This window comes from Reyranella sp. (assembly GCF_044224635.1).
Classification (GTDB): domain Bacteria; phylum Pseudomonadota; class Alphaproteobacteria; order Reyranellales; family Reyranellaceae; genus Reyranella.
Genome location: NZ_JBGAKA010000006.1, coordinates 195,499 through 218,397, shown reverse-complemented (window position 1 = coordinate 218,397; position 22,899 = coordinate 195,499). Strand labels below are relative to the sequence as shown.

Below are 22,899 nucleotides of genomic sequence, written 5' to 3'. Positions count from 1 at the left end.
GGACGCAGTTGGAGGTACTTCGTCGGCTCAGCGTACTGGTCATGGCTGCGGCAATTCTGGCCGTTGGCCAGCCTGCAAGCGCCCAACAGACACCGGCGGCGGGCACCGAGCGCGGGCGCGAATACGATGCCGCCTTCCAGGCCATGATGCAGCAGCCAGCGAACCTGGACGTCCTGTTCAAGTTCGCCACGGTTGCGGCGCAAGCCGGCGACATGGAAGGCGCGATCTCGGCCCTGGAGCGCATGTTGCTGATCAACCCCGATCTGCCGCGCGTGCGCCTCGAGCTCGGCGTGCTCTATTTCCGGCTTGGCTCCTACGAGATCGCCAATACCTACCTCGAGACTGCCCTCGCCTCGCCCGCCGTGCCGCCCGACGTGCGGGCGCGCGCCGAACAGTTCATGGCCGAGATCCGCAAGCGCCAGAGCCCGTCGCGCTTCTTCGGCGAAGTCTTCGGCGGCGTGCGCTACCAGTCCAATGCCAATCTCGGCCCGCCGACCTCGAGCGTGCGGCTGTTCGGCCAGACCGCCAACCTCAACCAGTCATCGATCGGCACCGCCGACTGGGGCGTCCTCACCTCCGGCTACATCCGGCATGTCTACGATCTCGGGACGCAGGACCGCGCCGCGCTGGAGACGCAGCTGACCGGCTACGTCAACCGCCAGTTCCAGATCTCGGCGGCGAACGTGTCGATCATCGACCTGACCATGGGTCCGCGCTTCCAGGTCCTGCAGGGAATCGCCGAGGATGTCAGCGTCAAGCCGTTCTTCACCGGCGGCTACATCTGGGTCAACGACACGCCGTTCTACGGAGCCTACGGCGCCGGCCTCGAAGTCGGCACCCTGATCACCGACCGGCTGCGCAACACCTCGAACTTCGTGTGGCGGCGGCAGATGCATCCCGACACCTGGTACGTGCCGACCAACAGCCAGTTCACTGGCTGGGAGTACTCGGGCAACACGACCTTCCAGTACCAGGTCAACGAAGCCCTCTCGATTTTCACCAACGGCAACGTCCAGCGCTTCCAAACCGACAACGCGCCATGGCAGAGCTATCAGCTCTACGGCGTCGGCGGCGGCATGAGCTTCCGCTTCATCGACCCCCTGTTCAAGAGCGAGCTGGCGTGGAGCATCGGCCTCTCGGTCAACCTGCAATGGTGGACCTACGACCAGCCCGACGTCGTCATCGACCCGTCGGTCAACCGCCTGCAAAACGACACAATACTGAACATAACTCTGGCCATTCCATTCGACGAGCGGACGACCCTCACAGTCTCAGCTGGACGTTTCGTACGGGGGGCGAGCCTGCCCAACTACCAGTTCGTGAACAACAGCTTCCTCATGGGTGTGGGTTGGCGCTTCTGAGGATCCGAGGAGGTCCAATGGCGAATACGGCGTCTGTCGGCTCCCGCATGGTGCGCGCCGCCCTGCTCGGCATGACTGCGATCTCCACCGTGGGACTGTCGCTCGGTCTTAGCGACGCCCAGGCGAAGGTCGGCGTCACCTCGGCGACCGACGGCGATCCGCTCGGCAAGCCGCCGCAGCAGAACGAGCGCATCCTGCGCATCGGCATCGACGTCCAGGCCAACGAGCTGATCACCACACGGGCCAACGATCGCGCCCATCTCGTGTTCCTCGACGGCACCTCGCTGACGGTGGGCCCCAACGCCCAGCTCACCATCGACAGGTTCGTCTACGACCCGGCGAGCAGCACCGGCGAGCTCGCCGTCAATGCGACGCGCGGCGTGTTCCGTCTTGTCGGCGGCAAGATCAGCAAGGCCCAACCGATCACCGTGACCACGCCGTCGAGCACCATCGGCATCCGCGGCGGCATCATGATCGGCGAAGCCCAGTCGTCGTTCACCAAGGCCACCTTCGTGTTCGGCAGCAAGATGACGGTAACCGCCAACGGCGTCGTGCAAACCGTCCTGCGTCCAGGCTTCGAGGTGATCACCACGCTCGGCGGCACGCCGGGGCAACCGACCAAGGCCAACACGGCGGGCTATTCCAGCCAGCTGACGCAGCTCGAGGGCAATGTCGGCAAGGGCCCCGGCGGCGGCCCGGGTGCGGGTCCCCCTCCCTTTGGCGGCGTCAATCCCGACCGGGCTGTCCAGACCTCCGGCTTCACCAATCAGAACTCCGGCAAGCCAGGCGGTACTTTCGCCCAACCGCCGGGCAACACGAACAATTTCGGCACCGGGCCGGGACCTAACAACCGCAATTTCAACAACACACCCATCAATGCGGTAACCAATCCCGGCGTCGATCGGCAGCCGTTCGAGGCCGTGAACCTGCCGACGAATCAAGGCCAGTCGCCAGGCAGCACGACACCGCCGATTAATCCACCGGGTCCGCCGACGACCGTCATCGTCACCCGTGGCAAGTTCGCGCAGGAACCGCGCTTCACCGATTTTGACAGGAATACGCTCGCCGTCGCGCCGGTCCCCAGGAACAACGTCCAGCTGCAGCCAACGGGGTCGTTGGCGAACGGCACGGCGACCATCAACCTCGCGGACAATCGATCGTTCTCCGTTCCCTGGCAGCCGAGCGATGCGCCCTATGCCATCAGCTTTACGCACCCGGATCTGGGCCTCCTGAACGGGACCGGCTTCGTCAACCAGACGGGCGATTTCTTCGCCTTCGTGTTCACCGACGCCGCCGGCACCCGGATGGGCTTTGTCGGCGGGACGCCGACCACCCTGGCGCAGTTCCCGACCCAGGGCTTTGCCACCCACGTCCTGTCGTCTCTCGAAGCCAACGGTCGTTTGCCGTTCTCGAACCTGGCTGTGGGCAATGACCCGGCCTTGCGCGCGGCCGCCTCGGTGTCGCCGCTCTACTCGGCCTATTCGAGCCAGAGCAACGGTGCGATCGGCAGCCCGGCTCCCGGCCCTCAGCGCGCCGTGTCGATGCAATCGACAGTGTCGATCGCCGGTCAGGGGGCCGGCCAGAAGTCCTACATGGGCGTGTTCATCGGCGACTATTTCCGCGACTACAACAACGACAGCAATTTCAACTCGGGCCGCTTCCAGAGCACCTATCGGATGGGCGGCGACCAGCGGATCGGGCGCCAGGTCTCGAGCGAATCGACCTTCGATACCGGCGGCGGCAACTCGATCTACGGCAACAACGCCCAGACCATGGTGTTCACCAACGACGGCGCCGGCTCGAACATCACGACGAGCGGCGGGATCATCATCTCCGGCAACACGACCCGCGCGCCCCAGGCCTCGTTCGACCAACCCTACACCAACCTGAACGGAATACCGTACATCGTCGACACCGTCGCCACCAGGACTCCGACTCCCGGTTCGGTCGGCCAGACCCGCACCAACCAGCAGCTCACCGGCTTCGTCGGCGGCATTGCCGAAGGCCAGAGCGCCAATGGCACCTTCTCGGCGCCCCGCCAGTTCGGCGGCGAGATCGCCCTGGAGACGAGCGCCAGCAACAACCGGGCGGCAGCAACGATCACGATCAACCAGTGGGACGGCACGTCGACCTCGGCGAGGTTCCAGCTGGGTGGCACCACGGGCCAGACTCACGCCACCAGCGCCTTCATCGACGACCGGACCTACGCGGTGTTCGACCGCTCGCCCACGGAATTTGCGACGCAGACGACCAGCGTCACGTCGAACGGGATAACGTCGGGGGGACTCAACGTTCAGTCGCGCACGACGATGGCCAGTTACAACGCTGCTCCGACGCCGGAGTTCTTCGCCGCCCAGGGCGTCACACCGTGCACGTGCGATTTCATGACCTGGGGCTGGTGGGGCGGTGACGTGAAGTACAACGCCGGCAGCTCGTACAATCCCAATGGCCGTGACCGCCTCAACCTGGCGACCTACGTCGCCGGCACCGTGACCCCGGTCGCCCAGCTCAACCAGATGACCGGCAGCGCGAGCTATTCCGGCCATCTCGTCGGCAACGTGCAGAACGGCGGCAACGGCTACGTTGCGGCCGGCAGCTACACCAACCAGTGGAACTTCGGGACCCGCACCGGAATCGCCACGGTCAATTTCGACGGCGCCTCGTTCGGCGGCGGCATCACGCCCAACACGATCGGCAGCATCTCGACCTCGAACTTCCAGACGATCTCCCCCCTGGCGGGGACCACCGGCGGCCTCCCCACCGGCCGCAGCCTGACCTTGAACGGGGCGTTCACGTCATCCGCCAGCACCGTCGCGGCGGGACAGATGGGCAACTTCTCGATCACCGGACCGAACTATCAGGCCGGCGGTTCCTTCGCGGCCCAGAAGTAACCGATCGATCAGATGCTCCGGCCGCTATCGGCGGCCGGCGATGAAGTCGGCAATGGCGGCGATGTCGTCGCGGCGGAACCACGGCAGATGGGTCTCGGCAGGCGGCGTGTCAGCCGCGATCGCCACGATGGCGGGATCCTTGGCCGCTATCGACTCTCCCGGGCCGGCCCGCACCTCGATCTTGGGATGGGGCTCGCGCTTGTAGCCTTCGATCAGCACCAGGTCGGCCGGCGAGAGCCGCGCCAGCACCTGCGACAGGGCAGGCTCCCCCTGCTCGCGCATGATGGCGTAGCGCAGGCCGCCGACCAGCGCGACCTCGGTCGCCCCAGCCGCGCGATGGCGGGCCGAATCGGTGCCGGGCTGATCTATGTCGACGTCGTGATGGGCGTGCTTGACCGTGTTCACGGTCCAGCCACGCCGGACGAACTCGGTGACCAGGCGCTCTACCAGCGTCGTCTTGCCCGAATTTTTCCAGCCGGTGACGCCGAAGATGCGCGGCGGCGTCATGGTCTTCTGAAGGGGCTCATGTCATTGCCGGGAGCGCGCCACTCCCATGGCGCTCTTCTTGCCGATCACACACCCTATGAGCGCCACGGGAGTGGCGCGCTCCCGGCAATGCCCCCGCCCATTCATGCGGCAATCAGGTCCGCATTGGCATAGGCGGTCAGGCGGCCGCTGCGCACGAAAGCGACCAGGGCAATACCCGCCTCCTCGGCGGTCTCGATGGCAAGCGACGTCGGCGCCGATACCGCCGCGATCGCGGCGGCGCCGATCGCCGCCGCCTTGTGCACCATCTCGTAGGAGCAGCGGCTCGTCACCACCACGAAACCACCGGGCGCCACGGCCCCGGGTGCAGCGCTCTGCAGCCGTGCCAGTGCCCCGGCGAGCTTGTCGAGCGCGTTGTGCCGCCCGACATCCTCGCGCACCGCGATCAAGATGCCATCCACGGTTGCCCAGCCTGCGGCATGGGTCGCCCCATTCGACCGGTTGATGTGCTGCCATCCCGGCAAGGCGGCCATTGCCCGTTCGATGGCGCTTCGCTGCACGATGGCCTTCGTGGCCGCCTGGGTCACCGGACGCAGCGCCTCGGCGATGCTGTCGACGCCGCACAGGCCGCAACCGGTTCGCCCGGCCAGGGTTCGGCGCCGTTCCTGGAGCGCCGCCATGCGCTGGTTGGCGATCCTGAGATGGACCTCGATGCCGCGTCCGCCCGGCCGCAAATCCTCGTCCGCGACCTCGATGTCGTAGATCTCCGACGGCTTCTCGACGATCCGCTCGGTAAGCGTGAATCCGCGGGCGAAATCCCCAAGGTCGCACGGCGTCGCCATCATCACGGCATGGCTGACCCCGTTGTAGACCAGCGCCACCGCCTCCTCCTCGGCCACCACCTCGTCGAGCAGTTCCTCGCCTGACGCGGTGAGCCGCCGCGCGGTGCGATGGATCGAGCCGACGTCGGTCCCTGCCGAAGGCTGGCCGGTCGTCGCGCCGTTGCGATCGCTCATCGCGCCACCTCGTCGATGCGCAGGTGATGGCCCCTGCGGCCGAAGAGCAGGCCGCGGTTGAGGGCGAGCGGATCGGCCGTCACATCAGCCTCGACCTCGCGCAGCTTGCGCGCCGCCACGGCTTCGGCGAGCAGCCCGCCGGCGGTGTCGAGGCCGACGAAGAAGGCCACCCCGTCCCACGGCGTGCGGGCGCTGTCGAGCAATCGGCACATGTCGTTCCAAGGCATGTCGTCGCCAACGAGATCTCGACGGCCGCGCGAACGGCGCGCTCCTGGGTTTCCGCGTCAGTGCAATCGGCTTGCAGGCGGGCAATCAGGAAATCGGTAGCGGCGATCATGTCGCCACCACGTTGCCTGTCCGCCAGCCCGCCGGCAAGCGCCACCCTGCTCTCTGACGCAAGTCAAAACAGCAAGCCGAGGCATTGTCCGGGGGAGGGGCAGGCCCGCCTGTGGGCTAATTTGTCGACTTCGGTAAGGTCGCCGTAAGCCGGAAAGCAGAAAGTTGCACGAGCATGACGAACTCTTGCGAAGGATCGCACTGAAACAGACGTTCGGCCGCCCCTCCTCCCTGAAGCACACCTGAGGCGGTCGCTACGGCGCGGGATTTCGATCCCGCGCCGTTTGCGTCTGGGTCGTCCGATGGTGTCGCCCACGGCCTGCCGCTAGCCGCCCGCCTGGCCCCGCGCCCGCAGCACGTAGCCCATCGCCCGAAACTCCGAATCCTTGCGAATCGCGGCCGCCACCTTCGGGTCGCCGTCGCGGTTGGAGATCTCGATCAGCCGTTCGGTCTCCGCTGCGCAAGCCAGGGTGGCGGCCTGGGCGATGGTCTGCGTGTCCGAACCGCTGATGTCGTTGGCTGCCGCATGCCTGGCCAGGCACTTGTCGCGTGCCTCATAGGAGGTATCGATCTTGGTCTGAAGGCGGCCGTCGCTCGACGTGTGATAGGCTCCCGCGCAACCGCTCAATAGCAACAGCAGGGGCAGGACGGCGGCAGGTCTCATGGGGGCCTCGACAGATCGAGCGACGGTGCGGGGATGGGTTGGACAAGCTGTTGGTACATTGTCTTAACGCAGCAGTCAGCCTGCGCCGTGCGGCAAAAAATTCAAGCGCAAGCTTGACGCTGCCCGGCCTGTCGTGGCGTTAGTGTCCGCCAGAGGCGCGAAGTGCTGCCTCCGCTCCCCTCCTGCCGCTCAGGTCTGCATGCGCTTCCTCATCGTCTGCCTCGTCCTGATCCTGCCTGGGTGCGAGCAAAGTTTCTTCATGGTGGGCGACAAGGGACGCGAGGCGTCCATCGCCAGGCTGTCCGAGGCACGGGACAATTGCCTGTCTCGGAACGCTTCCGCCGACATCGCCACCGACAGCGACGCCGCAACCATAGCGCGCGCCGTGGCGCTTGCCTGCAGCGAGGAAACAGAGAAGCTGGCGGCCGCCGTCAACCGCGACGGCGACACCAAGGTCACGTCGGCGATCCGGCAGAACTCGGAGTTCCGGGCGATGGGCTACGTGCTGCGCGCGCGAGGCCAAGTCATCTTCTGACGCCGCTCTGAGGCGGCATCAGGCGGCCACAACGATCGTCTCACGGCGTTGCTATCAAGGTTGACGGTCCCGTGACCTGCACGTCGATGCGAGTTGGCGGAAGAGAGTGGGAGTCGAACCCACTAAGAACCGGCTAACGGCCCTCTCTGGCTTTGAAGGCCAGCCGCCCCACCGGGAGCGCTTCCCCTCCATTGACCATGATTCCCGAGAACCGGTCCGCTGTCATCCACCGGAAGCCGCGACAGTATCGGCCGGCTTCGGAAGCGGCCCATACTGTTCGAGCTTCTGCGGCGCCGTACGGCGAAAATCGCCGCGCCGGATGGTGATGCCGTGACGGTCGAAGAATTCCAGGATCAGGATCGCCACCTTGCGCCCGTTGTCGAGCTGGTCGCGAAACTCGGCCGCCGTGAAGTCACGGCCGAAATCATTGGCGATGGCAATCATCTCGGCCACGACCGGCCTCAGGAAATACTGGTCCGGCGCCACTTCCACTACCTGGCCGACCCGGGCCAGCCGCTGCAAGAGCCGCCGCATGTCGACCTCCGCCACCGAATAGGTGGTCGCGAAGTCGCGCACCCGGGGCGGCTTGAAGCGCTCGCGTTGGAGATCGGCCGCAACCTTCCTCCACAGCGCTTCGTCACGCGCCCCCAACTTCAGGGAATGCCCAGGCAGGCGCAGGTAGGGTCCGTCGACCGTGACCTTCTTCGCCTTGATCTCCTGGTCGAGCAGCACCTTGAAGACGGGAATGGGCCAGCGCCAGGGCAGCGCCACACGCAATCGCTCCGGCTGCAGGCCCGGTGCATCCGGCTTGTCGCGATGGAATGCTGTTAGCGTCTCGACGATGTCCGTGCGGGCCACCGCCATGGTATCGGCCAGAAATCCAAACCCATCGAGCTCGGCACCACCGGCCGACTGCAACAGGGTCGCCACATCAGCCGGCCGCAGATTGCGCGCCTGGCCGAAGCGGCGCAGCTCGACGAAACCCGACCCCAGCCGCAGCAAACCCGGCAGCACGTCCTCGTCCGCCTGGTCGAGCGTCCGCAGCTCTTCCAGCCGGCGCGCCGTGCGCCGGTTGCGCGGAGGACCGAACGGATCGATGACCGCAGCCCCCGCCATCGTGCGGCTGGCCGAGGGATCGCGCAGGATGACCCGGTCCCCGGCAAGGGCGCCCACCTTCTCATCGAGCACCAGCTGCGCCAGCCCTGTCGCACCGGGCACCAGTCTCTCGCCCTCCAGCAAGGCCACGCGGCCCATCACGTGCGCGGAGCCCAGATGCACGTGCACGGGCGACCAGTGCTTGAGCGGCTGCCCTTCCGACCCGAGCAGGCTCAGACGCACATCCACGCGGTCGGTCGGCGTGTGCAAATCGGGGCTGATCACCCAGTCGCCACGCCGGATCGCGTCCTTGGACAGGCGCGACCCCGTCAGGTTGAGGGCGCAACGCTCGCCCGCCCGGCCGACCTGCGCGGCGCGATTCTGGGCATGCAGCGATCGAACGCGCGCTTCCAGCCCGGACGGCGAGAGCAGCAGCCGATCGTCGACTCTGATCTCGCCGGCGTGGATGGTGCCGGTCACGACGACCCCGGCGCCGGTCAACAGGAAGCTGCGGTCGACCGCCAGCCGGGCGAAACCGGTCGTTCCCTTGCCGCTTTCGCCCAGCGCCAGCAACCTCGCCTTCAGCTCGTCGACGCCCCGGCCGGTCAGCGCGGACACCGGCACGATCTCAGCCCCCTTGAGCGCGGTTACCGACAGCAGGGTCTCGATCTCGGCCATGCGCTCCAGGATCTGATCGTCGTCGACGAGATCGGCCTTGGTCAGGGCGACGATGCCGCGGTCGAGGCCGAGCAGGTCGACGATCTGCAGATGCTCGATGGTCTGCGGCTTGATGCCCTCGACCGAGGACACGACGAGCAACGCCGCGTCGATCCCGGTGGCGCCAGCCAGCATGTTGTGCACGAACCGCTCGTGGCCCGGCACGTCGACGAAGCCCAATTGTCGCCCGTCGCCCAGATCGCTGTAGGCATAGCCGAGATCGATGGTGATGCCGCGCGCCTTCTCCTCTTTCAGGCGATCGGCATCGACCCCGGTCAGCGCTTTCACCAGAGCGGTCTTGCCGTGGTCGATGTGGCCCGCGGTACCGACGATCATGACATCGCCTCCGTCGCATGGCGTTCGGCCTCCTGACGCTGCAATGGCCGCGTCCTGGCCAGAGCCTCCTGTCTAAAGCCGGGCGCCAGCTCGCCCGCGCCGCCGGCCCGGGCCCTCGACAGCTCATTCCAGGCCGCCAGCGCCTCGGCCAGCAGGCATTCCGTCGGCGCAGTCCCGCTGCTGCGCCCGAGCAGCCTACTCAGCCAAGCCATCGAGCTCACTCAGTTGGGCAAGGAACGCCCTCTCGTCATCCAGCGTCCGCAGGTCGAACAGGAGCGCGCCGCCGGTGATGCGGCCAATCACCGGTACAGGTAGCCGACGGAACGCCACCGCCAGCCGATCCAGCCCCTTGCCGCGGATGGCAAGCGCGAAGGACGGCAGAAGATCGACGGGCAGCGCGCCTGAGCCGATCTGGCCGCGCGCCGGCTCGATGGTCACCTGCAGAGCCTCGCCGAGTTGGCGGGCGAGAGGTGGCAGGAGACGCTCGGCAAGGCTGCGGATCTCGTTCGCAGGACGGGCGAGCGTGCGGATGGTCGGCAGCCGGTCGGCCAGCCGATCGGGATCGGAATACAGACGCAACGTCGCCTCGAGCGCCGCCAGCCGCACCTTGTCGAGGCGCAGTGCCCGCTTCATGGGATTGCGTCCGATGCGCTGGATCAGCTCCTTGCGACCGACGATCAGACCAGCCTGCGGACCACCCAGGAGCTTGTCGCCGGAGAAGGTCACGACATCGATGCCGGCGGCAATCGCCTCGCGTGCCGTTGGCTCGTGCGGGAGGCCCCAGGTCTCGAGGTCGGCGAGCGTGCCGCTGCCGAGGTCCTCGATCACGGGAAGACCGCGCTCGCGCGCCAGCGGCACCAGCTCGGCGGCGGATACCGTCTTGGTGAAGCCGGTGACCGTGTAGTTCGACGGATGGACCTTCATGATCGCCGCCGTATCCGGTCCGATCGCCTCGGCGTAGTCCTTGAGATGCGTCCGGTTGGTGGTGCCGACCTCGACCAGCCGGCAGCCGGCGCGCGCCATGATGTCGGGAATGCGGAAGGCGCCGCCGATCTCGATCAGCTCGCCGCGCGAGACGATGACATCCCGTCCCGCGGCCAGGGTCGCCAGCACGAGCAGCACGGCAGCGGCGTTGTTGTTGACTGCGACCGCGGCTTCGGCGCCGGTGAGCCGTCGCAACCAGGGTGCCACATGCTCGTCGCGCTCGCCACGGCTTCCGTCGGCGAGATCGTACTCCAGCGTCGTCGGCGAGCGCATGGCTTCCACGGCGGCCTGGATCGCCTCCTCGGCCAGCACCGCCCGTCCGAGATTGGTGTGCAGGACAGTGCCCGTGAGGTTGAAGATGCGGCGCTGCGACGGCCTCATCAGGCCCGCCAATCGTGCCTCGCACCAGCGTGCGCAGGCGGCCTCGTCGCTGACGTCCGGTTGTCCCCGTCTGGCCTCGACCCATGCCCTCAGGGCGTCGATCACCATGGGTCGGCCGGCGCGCCCGATCAGCGGCTGCAGGGCCGGCCAGCCGGCCATGCGGTCGATCGACGGCGGGCGATTCGAAGGCGACGGTGAAAGAGTGGGGGCTGGGCGGTCGGCACGCGACACGGAACGTTTCCTGATGATTATCGGCCGGCTGCCGGCCTCGCCCCGCACAATGGCCCAGCCACCGGCCGGGATCAATCCGCTGCGGCGCCGGCGAGCACGAACGGATTGGCGACGCGGGCGGAGTCCGCGGTGATTGGGCTATGGTTTCCGCTGCAGGCCCCAGGTCTCGGCCAGCTTCTCGCCGATGCGCGCCGCCACCAGCCGGTTGCCCGGGCTCTCGTTCTTGTCGTCCCGCCAATAGTGGATGTGGTCGGCGTAGATCGTCCCCTTCTCGTTGGCGAAGACGTCGCCGAGATCGTAGATCGGCAGGCCCTGCGGGCGCAGGGTCAGGATGCCGGCGACGATGCGGCGATAGAGCTCGCCGTAGGACAGGTCGCCGACCACGCGCTTCTCTTCCTCCGTCAGCACCTTGCCCCAGGCGGGGATTGGCTGAAGAAAGTACGCCGTCTTGACCTTGTTGTCGGCGGCCACGACCTGCTCGGCGCGCATGTATTTCTGATACAGGGCGAGCTGGACGTCGAACAGGCGGTTGGGATCCTCCCGGACCTCCTGCGGCAGGGCGAACATGCCGCGGATCGAAGTCTTCTTGCTGGACTTGAACGTGTCCTGTCCCTTGGCGCTCGCTTCGATGCCACGGATGATCAGGTAGGCGGCATGCGAATGGCCGAGAACCGGATTGAGCGCCAGGCTGCCGGCGAGACGGCCCATCACCCAGCCGATCGCGGCGTCGCCGAAATTTTCGTCGGCAACGAAGGGATTAACGTCGAGAAAATTCGATGCCGGCGCCTCGATACGCTCGCTCGAGTAGGGCCGGAAATCGTAATGCTCGTTGAAGCCGCCGAGCGACACCATGGCGTCGACGGACCCGGCATAGAGCGAGAACAGGATGAACGGCTGCGGCTCCTTCCACGCCCCGTCGCCGCCGTTCAGCACCTGCCATGGCTTGCCGTTGGGACTGACATACTTCCTGTTCAGCTCCTCCTCGAGATAGCGCGGCGCCGGCGGCGCCTGGTTCTGCGCCAGCTGAGAGGCGACCGAGCCGCCGATCAGGATGACGGTGTAGCGGTCGGGATTCTTCAGGACCGGATAGTCGGGCCCGAACAGGCCGATATTGTTGACCCACGGCATGCCGCACGGCGGGTTGGCGTGGTGAACGAAGGCGACGTAGGGGTGTGGATAGAGCGTGTCGACATAGCGGCAGGACGTGCCCTTGGTCGCGTCGCGCACATAGGTGTTCTGCGTGCGCTGGAACAGCTCGGCGGCCGGCGTGTAGCGGCCCTCCTCGACGTAGAGCAAGGCGATGGCCGCGACCTCGATCATCGCCAGCGCCAGCACGAACCCGACCAGGACCGTGATCCAGCCGAAAATGCGCTGTTTCATGACAGCCCTGCCGGCGAGGCGATCATCCTGTCTGCGCCCCGTTCAACGCGCTGAACCCTCGACAAACCCGCCATTCGCCATCCCTGGAACGCCCGACCCCGTGCGTGAGGTCGGGCGGACTATAGCGGCGAAGCGGTCTGCGACAAGGCGGCGAAACGGCTATTTCGCGGCCGCGGCTGCCGCCCCCGCCATCGCGACCTCGGCGTCCTGGTTGCTCAGGACGCCCGACACGCCGATCGCACCCACGATCTTGCCGTCGACGACAATCGGCACGCCGCCTTCGAGGGGCGTGATGCCAGGTTGGCCGAGGATGCGCAGATTGACGCCGCCCTGGGCGATGCCGTCCTGTAACGCCTTGGTCGGGCGCTTGAGGTTGTTCGAGGTGACCGCCTTGCCGATCGCGATGTCGACGCTGGCGTGCTGGGTGTTGTCCATCTTGGAGAAGGCCACCAGCTTGGCCGAGCTGTCGACAATGGCGATGGCGACCGGCCAGTTGTTTTTCTTTGCCTCGGCTTCGGCGGCAGCCAGAGCTTTCTTGGCGGCATCGAAGCCGATCCCCACGCCGTAGGGCGGCGGCGCCGCCGGCGTTTGGGCAACAGCGGCAATTGGCGACAGCAGGAAAGCGGCGGCTACAGCCGCCATGGTCAGCCTGTTCATCACGTTTAATCTCCCGGAAAAGTCCCATCTCTTTGGATGGCCGGGGAACTATGACAATTGCCCTGCCAGGACACAGGATGCCGCGCAGTCACTTTCACGTCATTCGCGTCGCGGCGGAGCCGGCTGCGAGTTGGACACATCTTCAATCCCTCCCCCGTCATCGGCCACGTCATACGGCGCGGAGGGGGAAGGCCGCAGACGGGATGGCGTCGAACCTCAATGCGTCAGGTTCATCTCGGTCAGCGGCACGACTCGGATGCCGGCGGCTTCCAGCCCCTCGCGCACCGCCTTGGAGACGGTGACCGCAGTCGGGCCGTCGCCGTGCACGCAGATCGAATCGACCTGACAGGGGATACGCTTGCCCGAGGTCGAGTAGATCGCCTGCTCGTCGACCATGCGGCGGACGTGCGCAACCGCCTGCGCGGCGTCCTTGATCATCGAGTTGGGCTCCTTGCGCGGCGTCAAGAAACCGGTGTCGGTGTAGGTGCGATCGGCGAACACCTCCTCGGCCACGCGCAGGCCGGCCTTGCGTGCCGACTTGCCCTGCTCGGTGTTGGCCTGGGCGAGGAAGATCAGGTCGCGGTCGAACGCCTTGGCGGCCCGGCAGATCGCGTCCGACATCTCGGCACTCTCGGCCGACATGTTGCCCATCATGCCGTGCGGCTTGATGTGCGTGACCCTGGCGCCGAACAGCGCCGCGATCCCTTGCAGGGCGCCGAGCTGGTAGGCGATGTTGGCCTCGAGCTCCTTCGCCGCGAGGTTGATCACACGGCGGCCGAAACCCTGCAGGTCGGCAAAGCCGGGATGGGCGCCGATGCTGACGCCATTCTTCTGGCAGAGTGCCACCGTGTCGACCATCACGGTCGGATCGCTGGCATGAAATCCGCACGCGACGTTGGCCGAGCGCACGATCTTCAGCACCTCGGCGTCGTTGCCCATCACCCACGGGCCGAAGCTTTCGCCCAGATCCGAGTTGATGTTGACCATGCCGGCGTTCGTTGCGGCCATTGGAGACTCCCTTGGATGAAGCGGTTATCCTAGCAGATGTGAGCGTCCGGTACCTGTCCTGCGGCGATACTGCCTTCACCGTCGAATTCGGCAACGAAATCTCCCCCGAAATCAACGGTCGCGTGATGGCGCTGCACGGCGCGATCGGGCACGCCATGCGTGCCGGCTCGCTCGGCGGCGTGATCGAGACCGTGCCGACCATGCGCTCGCTGATGGTGAGCTACGATCCGCTCGAGACGTCGCGCGCCGAGCTCGAGCCGCAGATTCACGCGCTGGTCGAAGGCGGCTTGGCGAGCGGCATGGCGGAACGGCAGGTGACGCTGCCGTGCTGCTACGACGATCCCGAGTTCGCACCCGATCTCGCCGATGTCGCCCAACGGACCAACAAGACGCCCGAGCAGGTGATCGCCGACCATCTCGCCTCGCCGTTCAAGGTCTATGTGCTGGGCTTCATGCCCGGACTCGCCTACATCGCTGGCCTCACGCCATCGCTCTACCTGCCACGGCGCGCCGATCCGCGGGTGCGCGTGCCGAGATCATCGGTCGCGATCGCCATGGACATGACGACGATCTATCCTTTCGAGAGTCCGGGCGGCTGGCATCTGATCGGCCGCACGCCGCTTTGGATGTTCGACAAGCGGCGCGAGCAGCCGGTTTTCCTGGCGCCCGGCGATTCGCTCTCGTTTCAGCGCATCGATCGCGCGACGTTCGATGACATTGCCCGCCAGGTCGAGGCCGGCACCTTCGATTGGTCGCAGCTCATCCGCACGCCCGAGGACGACGCATGAGCGCGGCACTGAAGGTCGTCCGGCAAGGATTGTTCGATACGCTGCAGGATCTTGGCCGTATCGGTTTCATGGCGCTCGGCATGCCGACGGCGGGCGCGATGGATCGCGTCGCGCTTCGCCTTGCCAACGCCCTGTGCGGCAATCCCGCCAACACGGCCGGGCTGGAGATCGGTGTCATGGGGCCCGACCTCCTGATCGAGGCCGACAGCGTCCGCATCGCGCTCGTCGGACCGCTTTCTGCATCGCTGATCGAAGCCGAGGGAGCGTCGCCCAAGCCGATCGAAACCGACCGCTCGCATCTGTTGAAGCGCGGCCAGATCCTCAAGGTCGGCATGGTCGAAGGCTCGAGCACGGCATACCTCGCCGTCGCGGGCGGCTTCGCCCTGCCTCCCTTCATGGGCAGCCTGGCAACTTATGCACGCGCCGGCGTCGGCGGCCTCGACGGGCGCAAGCTCGCGGAAGGCGATCTCCTGCCTCTCGTGCGGCCCCAGGCGCCACCGGGAGAGGACCGGAAGCTCGACCAGCCGTTCGACTACGGCTCGGGGCCGATCCGCATCGTCTGGGGTCCGCAGGAGGACTATTTCAGCGAGGCCGGCCGACAGACTTTCGCCGGATCGGACTATCGCGTGTCCAAGGAAGCCGATCGCATGGGCATCCGCTTCGAGGGGCCGGCCATCGAGCATGCCAAGGGCGCCGACATCATCTCAGACGGCATCGGCCCCGGCGCCATCCAGGTGCCCGGCGCGGGGCTCCCCATTGTCCTGCTGGCCGACCGCCAGACCGTCGGTGGCTATCCCAAGATCGCGACCGTGGCCTCGGCGGACCTGCCGCGGCTCGGCCGGTTGCTGCCCGGTCAGGTCGTGCGCTTCCAGCCGGTGACGGTCGAGGAGGCCGAAGCACTGCGGCGCGACCAGGAGGCGCGGATCGAGCGCGCCATCGGGCGTTTCCAGGCGGCCCGCCCGCCGGGCGGCATCGATCTCGGCCGCCTCTACGAGGAGAACCTGATCGACGGCGTGGTATTCCACACACCAGCGCCCTGAGCACGTCATGGTCTTCCGGACCGCGAACGTCATGGCCGGGAGCGCGCCTCTCCGTGGCGCTCGTTTCTTTCTGGACCGCCGGCGTCCCGCCCGCTCGTGATCCATGAGCGAGCGAGACGCTCGCGGGTCCGGAAGACCAAGACCGGCATTTCGTCCTTCGGCCCGGTGCGCCGGACTGGGCCGCTTTCGCGGTAGCCGCTGCCGGCCGGCGTTGCTACGACATCCTCATTGAGGTCACAGCGGGATCGGAAAGGTTGCGATGAGCTGGCAGCCGGAGATGGACGAGCTGCGACGCCGTCAGGAGCTGACGCGGCGCATGGGCGGGGCGGACAAGGTCAAGCGGCAGCACGATGGCGGCCGGCTGACGGTGCGCGAGCGCATCGACCGGCTGGTCGATCCGGGCTCGTTCCGCGAGATCGGCAGCATTGCCGGCAAGGCGGAATATGACGGCCGCAACGATCTGGTCGACCTCACGCCGGCCAATGCCGTCATGGGCCGCGCCCGCATCGACAGCCGGCCGGTCGCCGTGACCGGCGACGACTTTACCGTGCGCGGCGGATCGGCCGACGCCACGATCAAGGAAAAAGACCTCTTCATCGAGCGCTTCGCCAACCAGTATCGCGTGCCGCTGATCCGCATGATCGAAGGCTCGGGCGGTGGCGGATCGGTCAAGACCATCGAGACCACCGGCCGTGCCAACGTGCCGGGCGTGCGCGGCTGGGAATGGGTGGTGCAGAACATGGCCGCCGTGCCGACAGTCGGACTCGGCCTTGGCTCGGTCGCCGGGCTGGGCGCGGCACGGCTCGCGGCGACGCACTATTCGGTGATGGTGAAGGAGATCTCGGCGATGTTCGTCGCCGGCCCGCCCGTCGTAAACCGGTTGAGCCCCAAGCAGTTCGACAAGCAGGAGCTGGGCGGCTGGGAGATCCAGCTGCGCGCCGGTGCCATCGACGAGGCAGTGGATAGCGAGGACGAGGCGTTCGCCCATGCCCGCCGCTTCCTCTCCTACCTGCCGTCCTCGATCGACAGCGCGGCGGAGCGCGGGCCGCAGACCGACGATCCCAGCCGGCGCGAGGAGACGCTGTTCGACGCCATCCCGCGTGACATCCGCAAGGTCTATCGCATCCGGCCGATCATCGAGAAGATCGTCGACCAGGGCAGCTTCTTCGAGATGGGCAAGCTCTACGGCCGCTCCGTCGTCACCGGTTTCGCCCGCGTCGACGGCTGGCCGATGGCGGTCATGGCAAGCGACCCGATGTTCTATGGCGGCGGCTGGACGTCGGATGCATGCCAGAAGGTGGCGCGCTTCGTCGACCTCGCCGAGACCTTCCATCTGCCGGTGGTCTATTTCTGTGATTGCCCCGGCTTCCTGATCGGCCTCGAGGCGGAGAAGAGCGGCGTCATCCGCCAGGGCGTGCGCGCCATGTCGGCGATGTTCCAGACCACCGTGCCGTGGTGCAGCTTCATCATCCGCAACGCCTTCGGCGTCGCCGGCGCCGCCCACCAGAACGGCGGGCGCCTCAACTGGCGCTACGCCTGGCCGTCCGGCCGCTGGGGCTCGCTGCCGCTCGAGGGCGGCATCGAGGCCGCCTACCGTGCCGACATTGCCTCGGCGCCCGATCCCAAGGCCAAGATGGCCGAGATCGAAGAGCGGCTGAACAAGCTGCGATCGCCCTTCCGCAGCGCCGAGACGTTCTGGATCGAGGAGATCATCGACCCGCGCGACACCCGCAGGATCCTCTGCGAGTTCGCCGAGATGGCCGCCCCGGTGCGCGGCAGCGGCCCGCGGCTGCACGGCATGCGGCCGTAGTCGGCGAGCGCCGAATGCGAACGAGGGTCCGAGGCACGACAACCGCTGTCATCCCGGGCCCAGCGAGCGACCTTTGAGGCCACGACAAAGGTCCCTCGCTGGGCTCGCGACGAATGGCCCAGCGTGCGGACGTTCCCCGTCCCAATCGAGTTTCCGCGCTTCCACGAGACCATGCTTTGGCACCGTCGCAATGACAACGATCCTGGCCATGCCTGGCTGCGCACTCTGATCCTCGGCGCCGGCAGGATGCTCGAGGAGCCGCCGCGATCGGGCGCCTGACCTGGCACACAGCTCGGCTGGAGGAGCCGAGCGGCGCGGGCCTCCTGCGCCAGCCAACCCCGCGCGCAATCCCGGTCAGGCAGCACCGCGCGGTGGCTTGCCCGATCGGGAATCTCTCTAGCGAAGCTGGCGACCCCATTGGTAACCCGCCAGCCTCGGCAAGGTGCCACATGCCGGATCGAACGGCGGGTTGGAGAGGTAATCCTTGTCGGTAATGACGTAGGCGCGGCCCGGCGTGTGGCTGACGACGGCGCTCAGTGCCGGCAGCGTCCAGTCCTGGGCGAACAGCTTGTCGGGCCACTGGGCGAGCGGCAGCGTGCGCGTGGAGATGGCACCTTCGCCACGATCGACGAGAGCGGCGATGCGATCGAGATAGCCCGTCCACAGGCGAGTCAGCGCCAGATCGGGGATCGTTGCGGCGACGAACAGGACAAGAGTCGAGCCCACCAGCCGGCGTGCGACATCCGGCTCACGCAGCACCGCGAGGACCCGCGGCGTATTGTTGCGGCAGGCGGACTGCAGCCACAGGCAGACGAGCATCGCGGCCAGCAGCAATCCGGCCGCCTGCCGTGCCAGATAGTGCGACGGTGGATAGAGGATCGAATAATCCGACAGCAGGCGGAACCAGGGCGTCAACGCCAGCGCGACGCTGGTGATCGCAACGACCGTGATCGGCAGCCGGCCTCGCAGCAGGCCCGGACGGACGAGGCCGATCAGGGCGCAAATCACGATGCCGGCAATCGGCACCGTGAACTGCAGATTCTGCCAGAACTCCAGGCTCATGCTACGCACCTTCGCGAAGTGCGGATGGTTCCAGTAGTCGATGATCGTGACGCCGGAAATTATGGCCGCGGCGACGAATGCCAGCGCCGCCACGGCGAGCAACAGGTGCGTTCCGGCGTCGCGCACGCCACGCATCGACCACAGGATGCAGGCAGCGACCAAGGGTCCGAGGTAGATCATCGCCTCGTAGGAGCGCAGGCAGAGCAGGCCCAGGATGCACAGCAATACGGCGTCACCGCGCCGCCGATCGGTCAGTGCAATCGCCATTGCCGCGGTCACTGCAGCGAACGCGGCATTGTACTCGCCGACAATGAAGAAGGACGTGGGCAGGTATACCGTGGCGACAACGACGATGATGATGGCCAGCTTCACCGGGTCGCGGCGCACCCGGGCAAGGCCGAGGTGATAGAGGCCGACCGGCAAGGCGAACAGGCCGAGGGAATAGACGATCGACAGGACATGCAGGTCGCGCACACCAAGCCATGCAGCGACGATCACGGGTGTCTGTGTCACCCAATCGACGTGCGCCCGCGCGGTATAGAAATCGTGGAAGCCCCCGAGGTCGATGATATTGACCAGGAACGAGGCACCGTCCCAGAACAGGCCGCGACAGCTGATGATGCTGTAGACGGCGAGCGCCCAGAGCAGCATTGCAACGCCCCGATAGGCAGCCGCCGTCACGTCAGTCGCGCCAGATAAAGGGGCCGAGAGGATACGGGTCATCCGGCGGGAATGGCTGCCAGGAGTTGAACCCCTTTGGCGGCGCGACGATCCCGTCGCCTCGCCTGGCGCGGAGCGCAAGGCTCTGGCTGGGCAGGATCCAGGCTTCGACCAGCAGATCGTATGGATGCCGGGCGAGCGGGGATGTCTCGAAGGCGATCACCCCGTCCCTGTCGCGCACCGTCGAGCGCATGACATCGAGATAGGATATCCAGTTTTGCGTCAGGTAGATGTCCGACGGGAGGACCGCCGCGAGCATCACGACGGCGAATCCCAGGAACCGGCGAGCCGCCGGTGGATTGCCCAGGACGAGCAAGGCCGGAACCTTGTCCCGCAGTCGCGAGCCGTAGACCCAGATGAAAACGACAATGGCGGCGACGACCAGGCCCGCGGCCGTGCGAGCCACGTACTGCGACTTGGCGAGCGGACGCACCAGCGTGTCGCTCAACGCCATCAGCGGGGACAGCGCGAGGATGGCGAGCCCGAGCATCGCCCAGCGATACGGTCTCACCGTCAACAGGTCGCGCGGCCGGACCAGGGCCCAAACGACCACCACCAAAGCGGCGAGCAGGGCGAGATCGAACTGCAGGTTCTGCCAGAAGTTGGCCGCGGTCTGCAGTGTCTCGTCGAGATGCTCCTCCGAATAGGGTCGCCGCAGCGAGCCGATGGCCACCACCATCCCGGCAAGGAATCCGGCCGCCGAGAGCAGGTGCAGGCCGCTCGCCAGCCAGGGGCGAGACGGCGCACGCCACAGCGCCCACACGATCATCGCCGCGAGCAGCGGGCCGAGATAGAGCATCGCCTCGTAGGTTCGCACCGCCAGCAGGCCGATCACGGCGAGAAACAGGCCGTCGACCACGGTGAGCCGCTGGGCGGTTACCAGCCGGGCCGCCGCCAGGACGGCGATGGCATAGGCCGTGTTGTATTCGCCGACGATGAAGAAGGACGTGGTCATGAAGACGACCGCGATGGCGGCGATCACGGCTGCGAGCAGAACCGCATCGTCCTTCACGCGGAGCAGCGCGAGGTGATAGAGCGCAGTGGGGAGGGCGAACAGGCCGAGCGAGAGCAGCCGGGCGAGCAGGTGGAGGTCGGTAACGCCGAGGAACAACCCGGTTATGATCGGAACCTGGGTGACGACCATGGCGTAGAGGCGCGGGCCATAGAAGTCGAAGAACCATTCTCGCCGCGCGATCTGGACCAGGAAGGCCGAGCCGTCGACGAAGAGGCCGCGGCATTCCCAGCTGTGCCAGAGCGCCAGCCCCCAAATCAGGCAGACCGTGGTGCGGTAGACAATCTTCGTGCTTGGCATGCGCGGGCTAGGGCTGTCGCGCTGTACAGGAGGCTCGCTGCCGACGCAAGAAGGCAAGTCGGCGCGGCCGGGGCCGGAGCGGCTTGCCGGCGCGCAGGGGCGCTGTTAGCAAGGCCGCCCGCAGGCGAGGACGACCGAATGGTGAGCTGCCGATGTTGAGCTGGGAGAAGATCGACGCCATTCCGGGCTGGTTCATGTTCCAATCCTACTGCGTGTGGCGCGCCCTGCTCGACCAGCAGGCAAGGCTCACCGGCGACCTGTTCGAGATCGGCGTGTGGCGCGGCCGCTCGGCCTCGGTACTGGCGTCGTATCGCAAGGGCGCCGAGAAGCTCTATCTCTGCGATCTGCGACTCGATGAGCCCGCGGTTCATCGGGCCATCCGCTCGGTGGGCGTCGAGCCGGCGAACATCGTGCCCCTGTCGGGACCGTCAGCCGACCTTGCGGCCAAGCTCGACCTGCAGGCGATGCACCAGACCGTGCGCTGGTTTCACATCGACGGCGAGCACACCGGCACCGCGGTCTATCGCGAGCTCGAATTCGCCAACCGCATCGTCAATGCCGACGGCATCGTGGTGATCGACGACTTCTTCTCGCCGCGCTACCCGGCCAACACGACCGAGGCGCTGCGCTACCTGGAGAAGAACCCCTTCCATTTCCGCCTGCTCGCCGTCGGTTTCAACAAGGGCTACCTGTGCCGCCCCGAAGCGCTGCCGCGCTACATGGATTTCATGGCGGGCGGCATGAGCCGCAGCCTTACCGGTTACGGCGCGCGCACGACCATCTTCAAGACGACCGGGCCGTGGGACACCGACGCCGTCGGCATCACCGACTATGTCGAGGATGCCGGCCCGATCGCCGGCCCGGATAACGAGCCGCAGCGTTGGCAGATGATCCGCAGCCGCCACGTCTGGAGCCCGCTGCGCCATCTGCAGAACGGCTGGCGCATGCTGCGCGGGCGCTAGAAGTCCTCCCCAGCGAAGCTGAGGAGGAGAATTAAGCCGATCGGGCGATCCTCATCTGCTCGTCGAGGTCGTCAGCGATGAAGTTGCGGACGACCTCGTCGAGGTCCTTGTCGATCTCGAAGCCCAAGGCTCGCGCGCGGCGCGAGTCGATTCCCTGGGGCCAGCCGTCGCAGATCTTTTGGATCGACGGGTCGTGCTGCCACGTCACCTTGCCGACGCAGCGGTTGCCGGCATGACGGCCGATCGCCTGCTCGAGCTCCTTCGCCGTGACGTTGATGCCATTCAGCAGCAAGGTGCGGCCAGGGCCGAAGGCATCGGCCGGCAGATCGTGCAGGCGCATGAAGGCGTCGACCGTCTTGCGTGGGCTCAGCACCACCATCACCGTCTTGGGTGTCACCGGGCAGATGACGTCGACGCCGGTCAGCGGCTCGCGCACCACCGAGCTTGCCCAGGTCGAGGCGGCCTTGTTGGGCAGGCCAGTGCGCACGCAGATCGTCGGCAACCGAACGGCAGTGCCGCGCAAAAATCCCTTGCGGGTATAGTCGCGGACCAGGAACTCGCCGATCGATTTCTGCGCGCCGTAGGAGGTTTGCGGCGTGAGCGGCGTGTCGTCGGTCACGGCAGGCGGCAGGTCGCCGCCGAACGCGGCCAGCGAGCTGGTGAAGACGACGCGCGGATTGGTGCCGAGCGCGCGGCACGCCTCAAGCACGTTGCGCGTGCCATCGAGGTTGACCCGATAGCCGAGATCGAAATCGGCCTCGGCGCCTGCGCTGACCACGGCGGCGAAATGGAACACCGTGTCGGCACCCTGCACGACACTCTGCACTGTGGCGAAATTGGCGATGTCGCCGGTCAGCACCTTGACTCGCGGATCGTCGAGCCCCGGCCCCTTCGCCTCGCCGACGTCGAACAGCATCAGCTCGCTCACCGGCCGCGGCTGGCCGCTGGCATCGGCGAGCGTGCCCTGCTGCAGGATCCGGCGGGCCAGCTTCTTGCCCAGGAATCCCGCCCCACCGGTGATCACCACCCTCATGACGTCTCCATTCCGATTCAGTGCCAAAAGACCCAGTACAAGTGTTGGCGGAAAGTGTGCACAGATCAGCGGCGCCAGTCTATGTTTGCCCGGT

At 66.9% G+C, this 22,899-nt stretch carries 19 protein-coding genes and 1 tRNA gene; 7 read left to right on the top strand and 13 right to left on the bottom strand.

What is annotated here, in order from left to right; genetic code table 11:
• The first annotated feature begins 41 nt into the window (after positions 1-41).
• Together ACILR9_RS08510 and ACILR9_RS08505 are read left to right on the top strand one after the other, a co-directional pair.
• The gene (locus ACILR9_RS08510) at positions 42-1,361 is read left to right on the top strand and encodes a tetratricopeptide repeat protein (RefSeq protein WP_395709477.1); all 1,320 of its coding nucleotides are present in this window, start codon (positions 42-44) and stop codon (positions 1,359-1,361) included.
• Between the two features lie 17 nt (positions 1,362-1,378).
• Positions 1,379-4,252: a FecR domain-containing protein gene (locus ACILR9_RS08505; RefSeq protein WP_395709476.1), complete on the top strand. Its 2,874-nt coding sequence runs from the start codon at positions 1,379-1,381 to the stop codon at positions 4,250-4,252.
• 24 nt (positions 4,253-4,276) lie between these two features.
• On the opposite strand, the gene mobB is transcribed toward ACILR9_RS08505, so the two are convergent.
• The 4 genes from mobB to ACILR9_RS08485 all read right to left on the bottom strand — a co-directional run bounded on the left by mobB (position 4,277) and on the right by ACILR9_RS08485 (position 6,754).
• Complete coding sequence (mobB, locus tag ACILR9_RS08500) at positions 4,277-4,759, bottom strand: molybdopterin-guanine dinucleotide biosynthesis protein B (RefSeq protein ID WP_395709475.1); 483 nt, start codon at positions 4,757-4,759, stop codon at positions 4,277-4,279.
• A gap of 122 nt (positions 4,760-4,881) precedes the next feature.
• Entirely contained in the window at positions 4,882-5,754 is an 873-nt protein-coding gene (gene fdhD / locus ACILR9_RS08495) for a formate dehydrogenase accessory sulfurtransferase FdhD (RefSeq protein ID WP_395709474.1), read from the bottom strand.
• On the bottom strand, positions 5,751-5,981 hold the full coding sequence (locus ACILR9_RS08490; protein WP_395709473.1) for a hypothetical protein: 231 nt from the start codon (positions 5,979-5,981) through the stop codon (positions 5,751-5,753). The genes fdhD and ACILR9_RS08490 overlap by 4 nt, the downstream gene beginning before the upstream one ends.
• A 434-nt stretch (positions 5,982-6,415) precedes the next feature.
• The gene (locus ACILR9_RS08485; RefSeq protein ID WP_395709472.1) at positions 6,416-6,754 is read right to left on the bottom strand and encodes a hypothetical protein; all 339 of its coding nucleotides are present in this window, start codon (positions 6,752-6,754) and stop codon (positions 6,416-6,418) included.
• A 199-nt stretch (positions 6,755-6,953) separates the two neighbouring features.
• Here ACILR9_RS08485 and ACILR9_RS08480 point away from each other — a divergent pair, with 199 nt between their 5' ends.
• Entirely contained in the window at positions 6,954-7,289 is a 336-nt protein-coding gene (locus ACILR9_RS08480) for a hypothetical protein (protein ID WP_395709471.1), read from the top strand.
• Positions 7,290-7,383: 94 nt separating this feature from the next.
• On the opposite strand, the gene ACILR9_RS08475 is transcribed toward ACILR9_RS08480, so the two are convergent.
• The 6 genes from ACILR9_RS08475 to ACILR9_RS08450 all read right to left on the bottom strand — a co-directional run bounded on the left by ACILR9_RS08475 (position 7,384) and on the right by ACILR9_RS08450 (position 14,078).
• A tRNA-Sec gene (locus tag ACILR9_RS08475) sits at positions 7,384-7,479 on the bottom strand.
• Between the two features lie 32 nt (positions 7,480-7,511).
• Positions 7,512-9,437, bottom strand: a complete 1,926-nt coding sequence (gene selB / locus ACILR9_RS08470) for a selenocysteine-specific translation elongation factor (RefSeq protein ID WP_395709470.1) — start codon at positions 9,435-9,437, stop codon at positions 7,512-7,514.
• A 195-nt stretch (positions 9,438-9,632) separates the two neighbouring features.
• Positions 9,633-11,033: an L-seryl-tRNA(Sec) selenium transferase gene (selA, locus tag ACILR9_RS08465; protein ID WP_395709469.1), complete on the bottom strand. Its 1,401-nt coding sequence runs from the start codon at positions 11,031-11,033 to the stop codon at positions 9,633-9,635.
• A gap of 138 nt (positions 11,034-11,171) precedes the next feature.
• A complete protein-coding gene (locus ACILR9_RS08460; protein ID WP_395709468.1) occupies positions 11,172-12,413 on the bottom strand; it encodes a hypothetical protein in 1,242 nt (413 codons plus the stop codon).
• A gap of 159 nt (positions 12,414-12,572) precedes the next feature.
• A complete protein-coding gene (locus ACILR9_RS08455; protein ID WP_395709467.1) occupies positions 12,573-13,070 on the bottom strand; it encodes a heme-binding protein in 498 nt (165 codons plus the stop codon).
• Positions 13,071-13,286: 216 nt separating this feature from the next.
• Positions 13,287-14,078, bottom strand: coding sequence for a LamB/YcsF family protein (locus ACILR9_RS08450; protein ID WP_395709466.1), 792 nt, complete (start codon positions 14,076-14,078; stop codon positions 13,287-13,289).
• 38 nt (positions 14,079-14,116) lie between these two features.
• Here ACILR9_RS08450 and pxpB point away from each other — a divergent pair, with 38 nt between their 5' ends.
• The 3 genes from pxpB (at position 14,117) to ACILR9_RS08435 (ending at position 17,716) form a co-directional block, all read left to right on the top strand.
• Positions 14,117-14,866, top strand: coding sequence for a 5-oxoprolinase subunit PxpB (pxpB, locus tag ACILR9_RS08445; protein ID WP_395709465.1), 750 nt, complete (start codon positions 14,117-14,119; stop codon positions 14,864-14,866).
• A complete protein-coding gene (locus ACILR9_RS08440) occupies positions 14,863-15,906 on the top strand; it encodes a biotin-dependent carboxyltransferase family protein (RefSeq protein WP_395709464.1) in 1,044 nt (347 codons plus the stop codon). Before pxpB ends, ACILR9_RS08440 begins: the two co-directional genes overlap by 4 nt.
• Before the next feature lie 259 nt (positions 15,907-16,165).
• On the top strand, positions 16,166-17,716 hold the full coding sequence (locus tag ACILR9_RS08435; protein ID WP_395709463.1) for an acyl-CoA carboxylase subunit beta: 1,551 nt from the start codon (positions 16,166-16,168) through the stop codon (positions 17,714-17,716).
• 396 nt (positions 17,717-18,112) lie between these two features.
• Here the strand turns inward: ACILR9_RS08435 and ACILR9_RS08430 are convergent, their stop codons facing one another.
• Positions 18,113-19,459, bottom strand: coding sequence for a hypothetical protein (locus tag ACILR9_RS08430; protein WP_395709462.1), 1,347 nt, complete (start codon positions 19,457-19,459; stop codon positions 18,113-18,115).
• 1 nt (position 19,460) lies between these two features.
• The gene (locus tag ACILR9_RS08425; protein ID WP_395709461.1) at positions 19,461-20,810 is read right to left on the bottom strand and encodes a hypothetical protein; all 1,350 of its coding nucleotides are present in this window, start codon (positions 20,808-20,810) and stop codon (positions 19,461-19,463) included.
• A 152-nt stretch (positions 20,811-20,962) separates the two neighbouring features.
• On the opposite strand from ACILR9_RS08425, the gene ACILR9_RS08420 reads away from it, so the two are divergent.
• Positions 20,963-21,772, top strand: a complete 810-nt coding sequence (locus ACILR9_RS08420; protein ID WP_395709460.1) for a class I SAM-dependent methyltransferase — start codon at positions 20,963-20,965, stop codon at positions 21,770-21,772.
• 31 nt (positions 21,773-21,803) lie between these two features.
• Here ACILR9_RS08420 and denD read toward each other — a convergent pair whose 3' ends face one another.
• Positions 21,804-22,805, bottom strand: a complete 1,002-nt coding sequence (gene denD / locus ACILR9_RS08415; protein WP_395709459.1) for a D-erythronate dehydrogenase — start codon at positions 22,803-22,805, stop codon at positions 21,804-21,806.
• Positions 22,806-22,899 lie beyond the last annotated feature (94 nt).

Bases quoted from the DNA above. Each gene is read 5' to 3' on its own strand.
- ACILR9_RS08450 (WP_395709466.1), bottom strand. From the start codon at position 14,078: ATGGCCGCAACGAACGCCGGCATGGTCAACATCAACTCGGATCTGGGC.
- ACILR9_RS08460 (WP_395709468.1), bottom strand. From the start codon at position 12,413: ATGAAACAGCGCATTTTCGGCTGGATCACGGTCCTGGTCGGGTTCGTG.
- mobB (WP_395709475.1), bottom strand. From the start codon at position 4,759: ATGACGCCGCCGCGCATCTTCGGCGTCACCGGCTGGAAAAATTCGGGC.
- ACILR9_RS08425 (WP_395709461.1), bottom strand. From the start codon at position 20,810: ATGCCAAGCACGAAGATTGTCTACCGCACCACGGTCTGCCTGATTTGG.
- ACILR9_RS08440 (WP_395709464.1), top strand. From the start codon at position 14,863: ATGAGCGCGGCACTGAAGGTCGTCCGGCAAGGATTGTTCGATACGCTG.
- denD (WP_395709459.1), bottom strand. From the start codon at position 22,805: ATGAGGGTGGTGATCACCGGTGGGGCGGGATTCCTGGGCAAGAAGCTG.
- fdhD (WP_395709474.1), bottom strand. From the start codon at position 5,754: ATGAGCGATCGCAACGGCGCGACGACCGGCCAGCCTTCGGCAGGGACC.
- ACILR9_RS08485 (WP_395709472.1), bottom strand. From the start codon at position 6,754: ATGAGACCTGCCGCCGTCCTGCCCCTGCTGTTGCTATTGAGCGGTTGC.
- ACILR9_RS08480 (WP_395709471.1), top strand. From the start codon at position 6,954: ATGCGCTTCCTCATCGTCTGCCTCGTCCTGATCCTGCCTGGGTGCGAG.
- selB (WP_395709470.1), bottom strand. From the start codon at position 9,437: ATGATCGTCGGTACCGCGGGCCACATCGACCACGGCAAGACCGCTCTG.
- ACILR9_RS08510 (WP_395709477.1), top strand. From the start codon at position 42: ATGGCTGCGGCAATTCTGGCCGTTGGCCAGCCTGCAAGCGCCCAACAG.
- ACILR9_RS08420 (WP_395709460.1), top strand. From the start codon at position 20,963: ATGTTGAGCTGGGAGAAGATCGACGCCATTCCGGGCTGGTTCATGTTC.
- ACILR9_RS08505 (WP_395709476.1), top strand. From the start codon at position 1,379: ATGGCGAATACGGCGTCTGTCGGCTCCCGCATGGTGCGCGCCGCCCTG.
- ACILR9_RS08435 (WP_395709463.1), top strand. From the start codon at position 16,166: ATGAGCTGGCAGCCGGAGATGGACGAGCTGCGACGCCGTCAGGAGCTG.
- ACILR9_RS08455 (WP_395709467.1), bottom strand. From the start codon at position 13,070: ATGAACAGGCTGACCATGGCGGCTGTAGCCGCCGCTTTCCTGCTGTCG.
- ACILR9_RS08490 (WP_395709473.1), bottom strand. From the start codon at position 5,981: ATGCCTTGGAACGACATGTGCCGATTGCTCGACAGCGCCCGCACGCCG.